At 65.1% G+C, this 15819-nt stretch carries 14 protein-coding genes; 3 read left to right on the forward strand and 11 right to left on the reverse strand.

The features are described from left to right. Positions 1-8: 8 nt before the first annotated feature. The 8 genes from P8T11_RS06800 to P8T11_RS06835 form a co-directional block, all read right to left on the reverse strand. The gene (locus tag P8T11_RS06800; RefSeq protein ID WP_268077664.1) at positions 9-698 is read right to left on the reverse strand and encodes an amino acid ABC transporter permease; all 690 of its coding nucleotides are present in this window, start codon (positions 696-698) and stop codon (positions 9-11) included. Then, positions 691-1380, reverse strand: a complete 690-nt coding sequence (locus P8T11_RS06805; RefSeq protein WP_268077663.1) for an amino acid ABC transporter permease — start codon at positions 1378-1380, stop codon at positions 691-693. The genes P8T11_RS06800 and P8T11_RS06805 overlap by 8 nt, the downstream gene beginning before the upstream one ends. A gap of 31 nt (positions 1381-1411) precedes the next feature. Beyond that, positions 1412-2233 carry an ABC transporter substrate-binding protein gene (locus P8T11_RS06810; protein ID WP_268077662.1) on the reverse strand — a complete coding sequence of 274 codons (822 nt, stop codon included), beginning with the start codon at positions 2231-2233 and terminating at the stop codon, positions 1412-1414. A 61-nt stretch (positions 2234-2294) separates the two neighbouring features. Next, a complete protein-coding gene (locus tag P8T11_RS06815) occupies positions 2295-3497 on the reverse strand; it encodes an aminotransferase class I/II-fold pyridoxal phosphate-dependent enzyme (RefSeq protein ID WP_268077661.1) in 1203 nt (400 codons plus the stop codon). Next, positions 3494-4174 carry an RraA family protein gene (locus P8T11_RS06820; protein WP_268077660.1) on the reverse strand — a complete coding sequence of 227 codons (681 nt, stop codon included), beginning with the start codon at positions 4172-4174 and terminating at the stop codon, positions 3494-3496. The genes P8T11_RS06815 and P8T11_RS06820 overlap by 4 nt, the downstream gene beginning before the upstream one ends. Before the next feature lie 159 nt (positions 4175-4333). Beyond that, positions 4334-5212 carry a hypothetical protein gene (locus P8T11_RS06825; RefSeq protein ID WP_268077659.1) on the reverse strand — a complete coding sequence of 293 codons (879 nt, stop codon included), beginning with the start codon at positions 5210-5212 and terminating at the stop codon, positions 4334-4336. Positions 5213-5245: 33 nt separating this feature from the next. Continuing rightward, positions 5246-5857: an LON peptidase substrate-binding domain-containing protein gene (locus tag P8T11_RS06830; RefSeq protein WP_259248154.1), complete on the reverse strand. Its 612-nt coding sequence runs from the start codon at positions 5855-5857 to the stop codon at positions 5246-5248. 10 nt (positions 5858-5867) lie between these two features. Further along, complete coding sequence (locus P8T11_RS06835; protein WP_268077658.1) at positions 5868-6302, reverse strand: carboxymuconolactone decarboxylase family protein; 435 nt, start codon at positions 6300-6302, stop codon at positions 5868-5870. A 156-nt stretch (positions 6303-6458) separates the two neighbouring features. On the opposite strand from P8T11_RS06835, the gene P8T11_RS06840 reads away from it, so the two are divergent. Beyond that, positions 6459-6887, forward strand: a complete 429-nt coding sequence (locus P8T11_RS06840) for a VOC family protein (RefSeq protein WP_050446599.1) — start codon at positions 6459-6461, stop codon at positions 6885-6887. Between the two features lie 132 nt (positions 6888-7019). Here P8T11_RS06840 and P8T11_RS06845 read toward each other — a convergent pair whose 3' ends face one another. Then, positions 7020-7889 carry an IclR family transcriptional regulator gene (locus P8T11_RS06845; RefSeq protein WP_268077657.1) on the reverse strand — a complete coding sequence of 290 codons (870 nt, stop codon included), beginning with the start codon at positions 7887-7889 and terminating at the stop codon, positions 7020-7022. A 221-nt stretch (positions 7890-8110) separates the two neighbouring features. Between P8T11_RS06845 and P8T11_RS06850 the strand changes: the two genes are divergently transcribed. Both P8T11_RS06850 and P8T11_RS06855 read left to right on the forward strand, forming a co-directional pair. Next, positions 8111-9748 (forward strand): GMC family oxidoreductase, encoded by a 1638-nt coding sequence (locus P8T11_RS06850; protein WP_268077656.1) that lies wholly within the window; start codon positions 8111-8113, stop codon positions 9746-9748. A gap of 95 nt (positions 9749-9843) precedes the next feature. Next, positions 9844-11184, forward strand: coding sequence for an MFS transporter (locus P8T11_RS06855; protein WP_268077655.1), 1341 nt, complete (start codon positions 9844-9846; stop codon positions 11182-11184). 10 nt (positions 11185-11194) lie between these two features. On the opposite strand, the gene P8T11_RS06860 is transcribed toward P8T11_RS06855, so the two are convergent. Together P8T11_RS06860 and P8T11_RS06865 are read right to left on the reverse strand one after the other, a co-directional pair. Continuing rightward, positions 11195-12628, reverse strand: coding sequence for an efflux transporter outer membrane subunit (locus tag P8T11_RS06860; protein WP_268077654.1), 1434 nt, complete (start codon positions 12626-12628; stop codon positions 11195-11197). A 5-nt stretch (positions 12629-12633) separates the two neighbouring features. After that, positions 12634-15783, reverse strand: a complete 3150-nt coding sequence (locus P8T11_RS06865; RefSeq protein ID WP_268077653.1) for an efflux RND transporter permease subunit — start codon at positions 15781-15783, stop codon at positions 12634-12636. Between the last annotated feature and the right edge of the window lie 36 nt (positions 15784-15819).

The raw sequence follows: 15819 nt of genomic DNA on the forward strand, positions 1-15819 counted from the left end.
TCTTTCCGTTAAGCCATGGCGCGCGAGCGGCGGATATGCAGGTCCAGCCAGCTCAAGCCGCGACTCAGGCTGAAGCACACCAGAAAATAGATGATGGCCAGGATGCCGAACACCTGCAGCGGCTGGGTCAGCACCAGGTTGTTGACCTGATTGGCCGCGAAGGTCAGCTCGTTGACGCTGATGACGTAGCCCAAGGACGTTTCCTTGATCGTGGAAACGAACTGGCTCGTCATGCTGGGCAGCACGTTGAACAGCGCCTGGGGCAGCACCACCTTGCGCATCGTCGTCCAGTAGCCCACGCCCAGCGAACGCGACGCTTCAATCTGGCCGCGCGGCACCGCCTCGATGCCCGAGCGGATCACCTCGGACAAGTAGGCGCTTTCATAGACCACCAGCGCAAAGATCAGCGTCCAGAAACCGCTGACCACCTGCCCCGTCAACTTGGGCACCACGAAGTACGCCCAGAAGATCAGCATCAGCAGCGGCATGCCGCGCACCACGTTGACCAGCGCCTTGCTGGCGCCCCGCAACGCGCCGAATGGGCTGACTCGGGCCAGCGCGATCAGCAGCGCCAATGGTAAGGACATCAACAGCCCCAGCGCCGCCAGGATCAGCGTCAGCGCCAGCCCGCCCAAAGGCCCGTTGGGGTATTGGCCGACCAGCAGCGTCGGCCAGTATTGCATCAGCAGATCAAGCACCGTGGCCTCCGCGATTCAGACGATAACGGGCGTAGATGCGCGACCCCACCGCCATGATCAGGAACGATCCCAGCAGGTACATGATCGTGGCCGCGCCGAAGGTGGCGAAGGTGCGATAGGTTTCATTTTCAATTTCGCGTGCCTGATAGGTTAGCTCCATCACGCCGATCGCCATCGCAACGCTGGTGTTCTTGAACAGCAGCAACGCGCGGCCAACCAGCGGCGGAATGGATATGCGCAGCGCCTGCGGCACGATCACGTAACGCATGCATTGCAGGTAGCTTGCGCCCAGCGCGCGCGCCGCCTCGAACTGCGTCCAGGGTATGGCACGCAAGCCGCTGCGGATGTCTTCGGCGATGTACGCCGCCGAACCGAGCGCCAGCGCAATCGCCGCCAGCGACATTTCCGCGTTGTGATCATAGAGCCACAAGCGCAGCCCTTCGGGAAGCAGTTCGGGCATGCCGAAATACCAGAACAACACCTGCACCAACAGCGGCACGTTGCGGTGGTATTCAACATAAGCGTCCACCACCCAGCGGCATGGCGCCAGGTTGGTGGCCCGCACCACCACCAGCGTCACCGCGATGGCGAAGGCCATGACCCACGCCACCAGGAACAGTTGCACGGTAACCACCATGCCGCTGAGCAGCAGTTGGTATTGGGATGCATCTAGCAAGCTCATAAAGCGTCGGCCCTTGGCGGTTGCGCGACCATCAGCCGGCGATGGGGCCGATCTTGAACCCGCGTTCCAGCTTGTAGGGCGTGGTGGGGCCGAACCACTTGTCGAACAGCTTGGCCGCCTCGCCCGAGCTTTCGGCTTCGTCCAGCGCCTGGTTCACGGTTTGCAGCATGCGCGGCTCGGACTTGCGCACGCCCAAGCCCCAGGGTTCGTCAAACACTGACTTGCCGATCACGCTGACGGGCGCCGTCGGCGGGCTTTGCAGCACCAGGCGCACCAGCACCAGCTCGGACGCAAACTGCGCATCCACCTTCTTTTGCTGCAAGGCCAGGTAGGTGGCCGAACTGTCGCCATAACCAATCACCTTGGACTTGTCCAGGATGCGCTTGATCTCGCGCTCCGAGCTGGAGCCCTTGGTGGCGCCAATGCGGTGACCGTTCAGCGCTTCGATGCTGTCCAGGCCCGAGTCCTTGCGCACCAACAGCTTTTGCGGGCTGACGTAGTAAGCGTGGCTGAAGGAAATCTGTTCAGCGCGATCCGGCGAATAACCAAGGTTGGCGGCCAGGATGTCCACGCGCCCTTCGTTCAATTCCGGCACGCGCGCCGCCACCGACAGCAGCTTGTAGCTGATCTTCACGCCCAGCTTGTCGGCGACGAGCTTGCACACGTCCACGTCATAGCCCACCAACTGGCGGGTGGCGCCGTCCTGGAAGCTGAACGGTTGCGACGTGCCCAGCGTGCCGCAGACGAGTTCGCCGCGCGCCTTGATGTCGTCGACTTGATCCGCTTGCGCGGCGGCGCCCAGCGTCAGTGTGACCAGGCCCAGGCAGGCCGCGAAGAAAGTGTGGCGTTTCATGGTTGATTCCCCTTGTGTGTTGTGTGGTGGTCAAACGGTCTAGCGTAGCGAGGCGCCGTGTTCAGGCCAGCTTGGCGCAGGCCTCGCGAATGGCGGAACATCCTTGCTTGATATCTTCCAGCGACGCGGCAAACGACAGCCGGAACGTGCCCGGCGCGCCATAGGCGTTGCCGTCGATCACGGCCACGCCCGCCTCGCGCAGCAGGTAATGCGTCAGGTCGGTGTCGGTGGCGATCACGTCGCCAGCGGGCGTTTTTTTACCCAGCAGGCCCGAGCAGTCCGGAAATACGTAGAACGCGCCTTGCGGCACGACGATGCTCAGGCCCTGCGTACCGGACAGCTCGGCAACCGCCAGGTCGCGGCGCGTTTTGAAAACCTTGGCGAATTCGGTCACGCAGTCCTGTGGGCCGGACAAGGCCTCCAGCGCCGCCGCCTGGCTGACCGACGACGCGCCCGACGTGCTTTGGGATTGCAGTATCGCCATCGCCTTGATCAATTCGTCGGGCCCCGCGCCATAGCCGATGCGCCAGCCCGTCATGGCGTAGGCCTTGGACACGCCGTTGATCACCAGCGTGCGGTCGGCAAGTTCGGGCGCCACCTGCAGCGGGTGCACCGTCGGCGCGTCGGTGAAATTGAGCCGGGCGTAGATATCGTCCGTCATCAGCCAGACGTGCGGATGGCGCTTGAGCACCTCGGTCAGCCCGCGCAATTCATCAGCGGTATAGACCGAGCCCGTGGGGTTGCTGGGCGCGTTCATCATCAACCACTTGGTACGCGGCGTGATGGCTTGTTCTAGCGCCTGGGGCGTGAGCTTGTAGTCCGTGGCCGGCAAGGTCCGCACCACAACCGGCACCCCGCCGTTCACCAACACCATGTCGGGGTACGAGACCCAGAACGGCGCGGGAATCAGCACCTCGTCGCCGTCATTCAGCGTGGCGGCCAGGCCATTGAAAATCACCTGCTTGGCGCCGGTGCTCACGATGATCCGCGCCACGGGATAGTCCACGCCCGTGGCGGCTTGCAAATGGCCGCGCGCGGCACGGCGCAACGCCGCCGTGCCCTGGGCAGGCGGGTATTTGGTTTCGCCGCGGTTCATCGCGGCGGTGGCGGCCTGGCGAATATGTTCCGGCGTTGAAAAGTCGGGTTCGCCGATCGTCAGGTCGATGATCCGGCGGCCTTGCTCGCGCAGTTCGGCAATGATGGCGCGCGCGGCAACGCTGGGCGACAGCTTGATGCGCTTGATGCGGTCGGCAATGATGCTCATTTGGCGCCGCCCGTCTTCTCGGCAATGGTCTTTGCCAACCACGGCTTGGTGTAGGTGCCGGCGCGCAGCTTTTCCTTGGCCACGGCTTCGTCGGCTTCCTTCTTTTGCGCCAATGCCAACACGGCGGCGGCGTGTTCGGCGGGAATCACCACCACGCCGTCGGCATCGCCCACGACCACATCGCCCGCGTTGACCACCTGCCCGCCCACGGACACCGGCACGTTGATTTCGCCCGGGCCGTCCTTGTAAGGGCCCTTGTGCGACACGGCACGCGCGAAGCAGCCGAATTCGCCTTGACCAAAGACGTCCACGTCGCGCACCGCGCCGTCGATGACAAAGCCCGCGATGCCGCGCGACTGCGCGTCCATCATCATCAGTTCGCCGACCAGCGCGTTACTGGCGTCGCCCGCGCCATCGACAACGATGACATCGCCCGCGCCGCCCATCGAAATCGCCTGATGGATCAACAGGTTGTCACCGGGACGGGTCTTGACGGTCAGCGCCAGGCCAACCATGCGGCGCGTGCCGCCATGCATCGGGCGCAGGCCCGATACGCCGTACAGGCGATTCATGCAGTCGCTGATCTGGGCGGAGCCGATATCGGCAAAGCTGGCCAGCACGTCGGCGGCCACGGCCGGCGCCGACCGCGAAAGAATGCGAAATCCGATGGGAGTCATAAGAAAGTCGAGAGGGTGAATGCGTCAAGCGGTTAAGCGAATACGCATTACAAGGCCCCGCGCAGCTTTCCTCAAAACGATATAAATTCCCAGCCAATCAGGAATTTTTTTCTTGCATAACCTCGTTAAGGGTTATCCCTTATTCGTGATTACCGTCGCTCAATCATCCCCCCCGTTATTCGCCCCCCGCGCTTCCGACAGCGCGATCGTCAGGTGCACTACCTTCTTTTTCAGCTGATCGCGCTCTTCCGTAATGCGCGCCAGCACCCCGCGCAAGCGCGCCACTTCCGCCGGCAGGTCGGCGATGTGTTCGATGGGCACTTCGGGCGGGGCTTCGCGGGGCGGCGGCGCCTTGGCCAAGCGCACTTCGCGCGCGGCCTGTTGCAGTTCTTTCTTGCCGCCCGCCACCGCCGCCGCCTGACGCTCGGGCGGCAACGACGCCACCGCCGCTGCCGCATTGATGGAAATGGCGCCCTCTTTCACGGCGCGCACCAGTTCCGGCGCGGCGGCTTTCTGGATCTTTTCGATCTGCCCCAGGGTATTGCTGCTGATGCGCGCGGCGCGCGCCAGCGCCTGCCGGCTGGGCACAGGCGGCGTCCATGACATGTTGGGCGGCAGGCGCGGCGCTCCATCGGCGGCGGGCGCGCCGTCGTCCTCATCCCAGGGCGGCGACCCATCCGCAGGCGGTGCGTCGGCCGCGGCCTCGGGCGGCGTGCGCGCCAGCAAAATTTCCTTCTTGCGCAGCGCCAGCACGCCGCGCTGGAAGTCCGACACGCTGCGGCGTCCCAGATGGTTTTCGATCATCCACAGATGCACGTCTTCCATCGACTTGAACGTGGTGTTCTGGCGCGTCTGGAATTCAATGCCGTGCTTCTTGCACAAGGCGTAGCGGTTGTGCCCGTCCACCAGCAGGTCGCCCCACAGCACCAGCGCATCGCGGCAGCCTTCGGCCAGCAGGCTACGCTCAAGCGCCTCGTGCTCGTCTTCGGTCAAGGGGTCTATGTAGGCGCGCAGGCCCTCGTCTATCCTGATTTCCATGGTGTCCAATTCGTTGATCTTGTCGGGCCGACGCTACGTCAGCCCCTGGCCGCGCAGAAAATCCTGAACCGCCGCCAGCCGCGCCACCGGGTCCGTCAGGCCCAGCAGACGGGTCTTGTCGTCGGGCGGCAGCGGCAGCAGTTCGCACCAGCGGTCCGCCACCCAACCGCTGTCGTCCAGCCGGAATGGCGGCGCAATCGGCATCTTGTCGGCAGGCACGCCCTCTTGCTGCCATTGCGCCACCAGGCGCCCCAGCGCGTCGGCGCTGGGCTGCATGGATGCCGGCACGGGCGTGGGCGGATCGTCGGCAATGGGCTCGGCCTGGCCCATCCAAAGGCCGTATTTTGCCACTTCGCTGGAAAGCAGCCGGAACCGGCTGCCGCCAATACAGCGCACTTGCAGCAAGGCGGGCATGGGCGCATCCCACGAGGCGATGCGCGCCATGGTGCCCAGCGGCGCAAGCGTCTCGACGCCCTCGGGCGAACGCACTTCGTTGCCCGCCAGCAAGCCCACCACGCCGAACTCGCTGCCATCCGCGATGCAGCGGCGGATCATATCCAGATAGCGCACCTCGAAAATGCGCAGATGCAGCACGCCAGCGGGAAACAGCGCGTTGGATAAGGGAAACAGCGGAATCAGCGCCATGGCCGGCTCCTTATTGGGTGTCGGAAACGTTGACGGAAGCGCCGACGTCGAACGCGGCATCCACCGGCACCTGCATGGCCGTCACCATCGCGTTGGTCTGCGCCGCCATGCCAATCACGGAAAGCAGTTCGGCATGTTGGCCGTCGGTCATGCCCCGGGCCTTGGCCGCCGCCGTGTGCGAGTGCACGCAGTACGAGCAACCGTTGGCGGTGGACACGGCGATATAGATCATCTCGCGCACCAGCGGCGACAGTTCGCCGTCGGCCATCATGACCTGCTTCAACTGCGCCCACACGCGCTGCAATTGCGGGGGATCGTTCGCCAGCGCGCGCCAGAAATTATTCACGAAATCTGACTTGCGCGTCGCCCGGATGTCTTCAAACACCGCCCATGCCTGAGGGCTTTTACGGACTTCGTCGTCCGATAGCAGTTTGACCGTGCTCATGCCATTTTTTCCTTTGTGAAGGCCGCTGTCAGGCAGAATTTGCCGTCAAGCGGCTACAGTGCGTACTTTGCCGGCTTCTTCGGGTACCGTGGGCCGGGTTTTCCATCATAGTGCGGCAGCGCAGCGCGCACCCGCCCCCCAAAAAAAGGAAACATCATGCCCCAGCTATCCGCCTATCTCAGCTTTGATGGCAACTGCGCGGACGCCATGCGCTTCTACGAGCGCGTGCTGGGCGGCCGCCTTGAAACGCTGATCCGCTACGCCGACGCGCCGTCGGACGCGGCGATGCCTGCCTTGTCACCCGAGGACGCCGAGCGTGTCATGGTGGCGCGCCTGGTACTGGACGAGCAGACGCTGCTGGGCAGCGACGCCACCAGCGGCCATCCCTATCCCGGCAAGCAGGGCATTGCGCTGGCCCTGGTCTACCCCACGGTATCCGACGCCCAGCGCGTGTTCGACCAATTGGCCGACGGCGGCAACGTGACGATGCCATTGCAGAAAACATTCTGGGCAGACGCGTATGGCGCGTTGCTGGACCGCTTTGGCACGCGCTGGATGGTCAGCGGCGGCAAGATCACGCATTAAGGATCAGGCCTTAAGGGGGTACGCCTTAAAGGTCACGTGTTGAGCACGTCGGGTGCCGCGCCGGTTATTCGCCGCGGGACCGCCCGCCGCGAGATCGCCCGCCGCGGGATCGCCCGCCGCGCCGTCGGAGCATCAAGCCCCCGGCCGATGCAGCGCCAGCACATCGTGCAACGATTGCGCCGCGCGTTGCAGCACCGGCACGGCGCGCAGCAAATCGTCCAGCATGACCCGGGCCGTGGGCGCGTGGCAGGCCACGGCCGCCACCACCCGGTCCTCGGCGTCTTTCACGGGCACCGCCACCGCGCTCATGCCGCGCACGAATTCTTCGTTGTCGATACCAATGCCGCGCGCGGCCAGGCGTTCCAGTTCTTCTTCCAATTGCACGGGGTCGGTCAGGGTGCGCGGCGTGTTGCGCGTCAGCGGCAAGCGGGCCACCACGCGGCCCCGTTCCAGCCGGTTCATGGACGCCAGGAACAGCTTGCCGCTGGCCGTGCAATGCATGGGCACATGGCTGCCCACCGCGAAGAACAGCCGCAAGGGTTCCGACGTTTCCACGCGCTCCATATAGACCACGCGGTCGCCGTCGGGCGCGGTCAAGTTGCAGGTTTCACCCAGGGTGCCGACCAGTTGCGCCAGCACCGCGCGGCAGGCGCGTGTAAAGGCCGACGCGTGCAAGGTGGCCAGCGCCAGTGACGTGGCTTGCGGCCCCGGCACAAAGCCATGTTCGGTGGGCGTGGACGCCACGAAGCCGGCGCGCTGCATGGCGGCCAGCAGCCGCATCAGCGTGGTCTTGGGCATGTTCAAGCGCTGTGCAAGCTGCGCCAAGGTGGGCGGATGCTGGGCGCGCGCCAGGTGTTCCAGCACCACCAGGGCACGCAGCGAACGCGCGGCCTCTTGTTGCTGTTCGGGCGTGTCGCCTTCAGTTGACTGCGCTCCCGTCACCGGCTTGGACGCCGATGCTGCACTGCGATTTTGAAACCGAAGTTGCATGTTCCGTTCCATTTGTCCGCCCCCACGCGCGTTGTGCTTTGTTCTACGCGCCTGCTTTCTAGAATCGCCACAGATGTCCAGCCGGTTCCCGCATCAACACCGGATGGGATCGAGCCAGTATATAAGTGCGCCCCGCCGCAACAAGCAGGGAAAACGCGCCGTCAGGGCGTGGTGCGGGTTGCGGTGCGGGTCGCTTGGGAACAGGCGGCACGACAACAAGGAGACAAGGCGATATGTCCGATACCGTGGATGTCATCGTGGTGGGCGCCGGCTCGGCCGGATGCGTGATGGCCAATCGGCTTAGCGCCGACGGCGCGCACGCCGTCTGCCTGCTGGAAGCGGGCCCCAGGGACACCTACCCCTGGATCCACATTCCCATCGGCTACGGCAAGACCATGTTCCACAAGGTGGTGAACTGGGGCTACTACACCGACCCCGACCCCAACATGCTGGGCCGCCGCATCTACTGGCCGCGCGGGCGCACCCTGGGCGGCTCCAGCGCCATCAACGGCCTGATCTACATACGCGGCCAGCGCGCCGACTACGACGCTTGGGCGCGCGCGGGCAACCCCGGCTGGGGCTGGGACGACTGCCTGCCCTACTTTCGCAAACTGGAAAACAACGACCTGGGCGCCGGCCTGACCCGGGGCGTGGACGGCCCCTTGAACGCCACGTCCATCAAGACGCCCCACCCGCTGGTGGAAGCGATGATCGCCGCCGCCGGAACGCTGGGCGTACCGGCGGTGCGGGACTTCAACACGGGTGATCAGGAAGGCGTGGGCTATTACCAACTGACCACGCGTAACGGCCGCCGCTGCTCCACCGCCGTGGCCTACTTGCGGCCCGCCGAAGACCGCCCCAACCTGCGCGTGGAAACCGATGCCCACGCCATGGCCATTCTGTTCGAAGGCGGACGCGCCTGCGGCGTGCGCTACAGGCAAGGCGGCCAGGTACGAACGCTGCGCGCCCGGCGCGAGGTGGTGCTGTGCGCGGGCGCGCTGCAATCGCCACAGTTGCTGCAACTCTCGGGCGTGGGGCCGGCCGCGCTGCTGCGCCAGTTTGGTATCCGCGTGGTGCGCGACCTGCCCGGCGTCGGTGAAAACCTGCAAGACCACTTGCAGATCCGGCTGATCTACGAAACCACGCGGCCCATCACCACCAACGACCAGTTGCGCAGCCTGCACGGGCGCGTGCGCATGGGTTTGCAATGGCTGCTGTTCAGAGGCGGCCCGCTGGCGGTCGGCATCAACCAGGGCGGCCTGTTCTGCCGGGTGGACCCGGCCAGCCTCACGCCCGACACCCAGTACCACTTCGCCACGCTGTCGGCCGACATGGCCGGCGGCAAGGTGCATCCGTTTTCAGGTTGCACGTACTCCGTCTGCCAGTTGCGCCCGACATCACGCGGCCAGGTGCGGCTGCGCAGCGCGGACCCGTTCGAGCCGCCGTCCATGCAAGCCAACTATCTTTCCACCGAGCTTGACCGCCACATGACCGTAGCGGCGGTCAAGCATGCGCGCCGGCTGGCCGCGACCGAGCCGCTTGCCGGGTTGATGAAGCGCGAGTTCCGGCCCGGCCCCGACGTGCGCACGGATGACGACATCCTGCATTTCTGCCGCGAACATGGGGCCACCATCTTCCACCCCTCGGGCACGGCCAAGATGGGGCCGCGCAGCGATCCGATGGCGGTGGTGGACGAACGCCTGCGCGTGCATGGCGTGGCCGGACTGCGGGTGGTGGACTGTTCCATCATGCCCACGCTGGTCTCGGGCAACACCAACGCACCCGTGGTGATGCTGGCCGAACGCGCGGCCGATTTCATGCTGGAAGATTTCAAGCTGTCCCGGCGCCGGGCGGATCTTGTCGCCGCCTGATCGCCCCCATCAACAAGAAGGATGTCCCGAACGAAGCTCAATCCAGACCCGCGCACGGCGCCGCAGAGCGCCCCGCCCCATCAAAGGAGACTGCAATGCCCAAGCAAAACGAAGCCGCGGTACGCAAGGTCGTCACCGCATCGCTGATCGGCGCCACTATCGAGTGGTACGACTTTTTTCTATACGGTGTGGTCGCCGGCATCGTATTCAACAAGCTGTACTTCCCCACCGGCGACCCGCTGGTCTCCACCATGCTGGCCTATACCACCTTCGCGGTGGGCTTCATCACGCGGCCGCTGGGCGGGCTGATCTTCGGCCACTTCGGCGACCGCATCGGCCGCAAGAGCATGCTGGTGATGACGCTGATGATCATGGGCGTGTCCACCTTCCTGATCGGCCTGGTGCCCACCTACGACAGCATCGGCGTGTGGGCGCCCATCCTGTTGCTGCTGCTGCGCGTGTTCCAGGGCATAGGCCTGGGCGGTGAATGGGGCGGCGCGGTGTTGATGGCCTACGAGTACGCGCCGCCGGGCAAGAAAGGCTTTTATGCGTCGTTGCCGCAGATCGGGCTGGCGATTGGGCTGTGCCTGGCTTCCGGCACGGTGGCGCTGCTGTCCACCTTGCTGACCGACGAACAGTTCATGGCCTGGGGCTGGCGCATCGCCTTCGTGGCGTCCGCCGCCATGGTGCTGGTGGGCATGTACATCCGCCTGAACATCAAGGAAACGCCGGAATTCACGGCGGTGAAGGCCAACAACGCCGAAAGCCGCATTCCGTTCTTCGACATGCTCAAGCGCTACCCCGGCAACGTGTTCAAGGGCATGGGCGCGCGGTATATCGATGGCGTTTTCTTCAACGTGTTCGGCGTGTTTTCCATTTCGTTCCTGACGCAGACCGTGCAGATCACCCGCACCGAAGCGCTGATCGGCGTCATGGCGGCCGCGCTGGTGATGTGCTTTTTCATTCCCTTCTTCGGCCGCTTGTCAGACCGCATCGGCCGCACGCGTGTCTACTTCTGGGGCTCGCTGATCACGGCGCTGGCGTCGTTTCCCGGCTTCTGGCTGATGCTGAACAGCCAGGGCAACGTCATGCTGATCTGGCTGGCCATCATCATCCCGTTCGGCATCTTCTACGCCGCCGTGTATGGCCCCGAGGCCGCGCTGTTCTGCGAGCTGTTCGACGCCAAGGTGCGCTACACCGGGATCTCGTTCGTGTATCAGTTCTCGGGCATCTTCGCCTCGGGTATCACGCCCATCATCGCCACCGCGCTGCTGAAGACAGGCAACGGCCAGCCGTGGCTGATCTGCCTGTACGTGCTGTTCGCCGGCGCGGTATCCGCGTGGTGCGCGTGGCTGATCGGGCGTGGCAAGCCCGCCGAAGACCCGGTCGCGCAGTCTTCGGCGCCCCTGCCTCGCGCGGGCTTGCGCAAGGCTTGAGCGTGGCCGCTCAGTTGGCCTGCGCCACGGGCGGCTGGACGCCGGTCCAGCCGCCACCCAACGCCTTGAACAAGGTCGCCAGCGCGATCTGGCGCTGCGTGCTGACCTCGATATAGGTCAACTGATCGGTGAACGCGCTGCGCTGCGCGTCCAGATAGCGCAGATGACTGTCCACCCCACCGCGATAGCGCGCTTCCGACAGGCGCATCGCTTCCTGGCTGGACTCGGCCAACGCGCGCCGCGAGGCCTCTTCGCGCCGCAAGGTGTCCGTGGCGGCCAGCGCGTCGGACACCTCTTTGAACGCGGTCTGGATCGTCAGCTCGTACTGCGCCACCGCGATGTCCTTGCGCACCGTCGCCAGATCCAGGTTGGCCACATTGCGTCCGCCCGAGAAAATGGGCAGCGTGATCTGCGGCGTGAACGACCAGGCCCGTTGGCCACCGCCGAACAGGTCGGACAGGTCGGCGCTGGACGAACCGAACAGGCCCGTCAGCGTGATGCTGGGAAAAAACGCCGCTCGCGCCGCGCCGATGCTGGCGTTGCGTGCTTGCAGTTCATGTTCGGCGGCCAGGATGTCGGGCCGGCGTTCCAGCAGTTCCGAAGGCGCGCCCGCCGCAATCTCCTGCACCAGCATGGGCGACGTGGGCAGTTGCGTGGGAAGGTAGGGACGCAGATCGTTCACGCCCACCAACAAAGCCAGCGCGTTGCCGGCTTGGCGGACCTGTCGGTCGATGCGCTCGCGCTCGGCGCGTGCCTGTTCGGTCAGGCCCAAGGCCTCTTGGTAGTCCAGCGCCGTGGCCGCGCCGGCCTGGCGCCGCTGGGCGGTCAGGTGCAGCGAGGCCTCGCGGCTGGCCAGCGTCTGCTCGGTGACTTGCAGGCGGCGCATCGCGCTGTCGCGCGTGAGGTAAGCCTGTATCACTTCGGCCACCAAGCTGATGCGGGTGCTGTGCGCGGTTTCTTCGGTAGCCAGATAGCTTTGCAGCGCCGCATCCGACAGGCTGCGCACGCGGCCAAACAGGTCGATCTCGAACGAGGTCAGCCCAACGCCTGCCTGATAGCTGCTTTGCACGGCCGAACTGCCCGTGCTGTTCAGGTCAGCCGGCACCCGCTGCCGCGTGCCCGTGCCTTGCGCGTTGATGCCCGGCAGGCGGTCCGCGCGTTCGATGCGGTACTGCGCGCGGGCCGCTTCGATATTCAGCACGGCCTGACGCAGGTCGCGGTTATTGTCCAACGCCAGCGCCACCAGTTGGCGCAAGGGTTCGTCGGTAACGAAGGCCTGCCAGTCCAGCGTGGCGGCCGCCGACGGCGCCGAGGCATCCGGTTGGCCGAACTGCGTGGGGATGGGGGCATCAGGCCGTTGATAAACGGGCGCCATCGAGCAGCCGGCCAGCGCCGCCGTCAACACCAAGGCGCCCAGGGTGCGCGAAAAAGAAGTTTGCATCATGACGGTCATTCCTCGGCCGTGCGCGTGGCAGGCAAGGCATCGGGGGCCGGCTTGCCGCGATTCTTCGGCAGCAGCGACAGCACCCAGACAAAGAAGATGGGCACGAAAATCACGCCCAACAAGGTGGCGGTCAGCATGCCGCCGATCACGCCCACGCCCAAGGCGCGCTGGCTGGCCGCGCCCGCGCCGCTGGCCAGCGCCAGGGGCACCACGCCCAGGATGAACGCCAGCGACGTCATCACAATGGGGCGAAAGCGCAGCTTGGCGGCCTGGATGGCGGCATCCGCCAGCGTGTGGCCCTGCTCGCGCAGGCTCTTGGCGAACTCCACGATAAGGATGGCGTTCTTGGCCGCCAAGCCGATGATGGTGATCAGGCCCACCTTGAAATACACGTCGTTGGACATGCCCAGCACCGTTACCGCCAAGACCGAACCCAGCGCGCCGATCGGCACGATCAACATCACTGACGCCGGAATGGCCCAGCTTTCGTACAACGCGACCATCAGCAGGAACACCACCAGAAACGCCAGCGCGAACAGCATGGGCGCCTGCGCACCGGCAAACTTTTCCTGATACGACAGGCCGGTCCATTCATAGCCGATGCCGTTGGGCAGTTCGGACACGATCTTTTCAATCACGGCCATGGCCTCGCCCGTGCTGTGCCCCGGCATCGCGTCGCCCGCGATCTTGAACGCGGGGTAGCCGTTGTAGCGCGAGATCTGCACGGGGCCGTTTTCCCAATCGGTCTTGACGAAGGCCGACAGTGGCACCATGCCGCCCGACTTGTTCGGCACGTTCAGCATCAGAATGCTTTCGGGCGTCATGCGGTCGCGCACGTCGGCCTGCACCACCACGCGCTGCAAGCGCCCGGCGTTGGCAAAGTCGTTGACGGTGGCCGAGCCATAGGCCGCCGAGATCGCCGTGCTGATCGTGTCAAAGCCCACGCCCAGCGCCTCGGCCTTCTGGCGGTCGATGTCCAGGCGCAACTGCGGTGCGTCGGCCAGGCCTTCCATCATGGCGTAGGCGATGACGGGCGAGCTATTGGCCTTGGCCAGCAGTTGGTTGCGCGCGTCGGTCAGCGCTTGGCGGCCCAAGCCGCCCCGGTCTTGCAGGCGCAGCGCAAAGCCGCCTGAGTTGCCAAGGCCGTCGATGGGCGGCGGGTTCACGGCCATGATGGAGCCGTCCGGGATCACCGCGAAGCGTTCGTTCACGCCAGCCGCCACATCCGAGGCTGCCTGGCCCTTGCCGCGCTCGGACCAGTCTTTCAGCGTGGGGAAGGCAATGCCCGCGTTCTGGCCGGTGCCCGAAAAGCTGAAGCCCATCACGGTAAAGGCGTCGCCCATGGCGTCCAGCGACATCAGGTGTTCCTCGACATCCGCCACGACCTTGTCGGTGCGGTTGTAGGTAGCGCCCGGCGGCAACTGCACGTCAACAATGACGTAGCCCTGATCTTCGGCCGGCACGAAGGATTCCGGGACGCGCACGTACAACACGCCCAGCACCGCCACGATGGCCACATAGATCACCATGTAGCGGCCGGTGCGCTTGACCAGCCGCGAGTTCAGCGCTTCGAAGCGCCCGGTCAGCCGGTTGAACAGGCGGTTGAAGCCGCCAAAGAAACCCTTCTTTTCGTCGTGATGTCCCTTCGGGATGGGCTTGAGGAAGGTGGCGCACAAGGCAGGCGTGAAGGTCAGCGCCAAGAAGCCCGAGAACAGGATCGACACCGCCAGCGACAGCGAGAACTGCTGGTAGATCACGCCCACCGAGCCGCTCATGAAGGCCAGAGGCAGGAATACGGCGGACAGCACGAGCGTGATGCCGACGATGGCGCCCGATACCTGCTCCATGGCCTTGATCGTGGCCTCGCGCGGGGGCAGGCCCTCTTCGGCCATGATGCGTTCCACGTTTTCGACCACCACGATGGCGTCGTCCACCAGGATGCCGATGGCCAGCACCATGCCGAACATCGTCATCATGTTGACCGAGAAGCCCAGCACCGACATCACCGCGAACGTGCCCAACAGGCAGACCGGCACGACGATGGTGGGGATGAGCGTGTAGCGGAAATTCTGCAAGAACAGGAACATCACCAGGAACACCAGCACCATGGCTTCCAGCAGCGTATGCACGACCTTGGTGATGGCCACGCTGACAAAGCGCGAGGTATCGAACGGCACCGAGAATTCCACGTCCTCGGGGAACGAGGCGGACAATTCCTGCAAGCGTGCCTTCACCGCCTTGACCGTGTCGATGGCGTTGGCGCCCGGCGCCAGCTGCACGGCCGCGCCCACCGACTTCTTGCCGTTCAGCCGCGTTTCAAAGTCGTAGCTCTGGCGCCCGACTTCCAGCCGCGCCACGTCCGACAGATGCACGACCGAGCCATCCGCATTCGCGCGCAGCACGATGTTGCCGAATTCCTCCGGCGAATCCAGCATGCCCTTGACCGCCAGCGTGGCCGTCAATTCTTGCTCGGGCGAACCGGGGCGGCTGCCGAAACTGCCGGCCGGCACCTGCACGTTCTGTGCCGCGATGGCCGCGTTGACGTCCGCCACCGACAGGCCCACGCCCAGCAGCTTCTGCGGGTCGATCCACACGCGCATGGCCGCTTCGGCGCCAAAGAACTGCACCTTGCCCACGCCTTTGACGCGGCGGATTTCGTTGTTGATGTGACGCGCGGCGTAGTCCGACAAACCCACCACGTCCTTGTGCGCGTCTTCGCCCTTGTAGGTCAGGGCGTAGATCATCAGGAAGTTCGAGCTGGCCTGCTCCACCTGCAAGCCCTGCTGCGTTACCGCCTGTGGCAAGCGTGCTTCCGCTTTCTTGATGCGGTTCTGCACGTCGACTTGCGCCAGGTCCGGGTCCATGCCCGGTTCAAACGTGACGGTGATTTCAGCGCTGCCGCTGGAACTGCTGGACGACTCGTAATACAGCATGTTCTTGGCGCCGTTCAGCTCTTCTTCGATGACGCTCGTCACCGAGTCCACCAGCACCGAGGCCGATGCGCCGGGATAGGTGGCGGCAATGGTCACCTGGGGCGGCGCCACCACCGGAAACTGCGACACCGGCAACGACGGAATCGCCAGCAAGCCCGCCAGCGAAATGAAGATGGCCACCACCCACGCAAAATTGGGGCGGCCAATAAAAAACTTGGACATGATCTACCTTTGGGAATGCACGCAGTGCGTGGGCGG

Source organism: Achromobacter spanius (assembly GCF_029637605.1).
GTDB classification, from domain to species: Bacteria; Pseudomonadota; Gammaproteobacteria; order Burkholderiales; family Burkholderiaceae_B; genus Achromobacter; species Achromobacter spanius_E.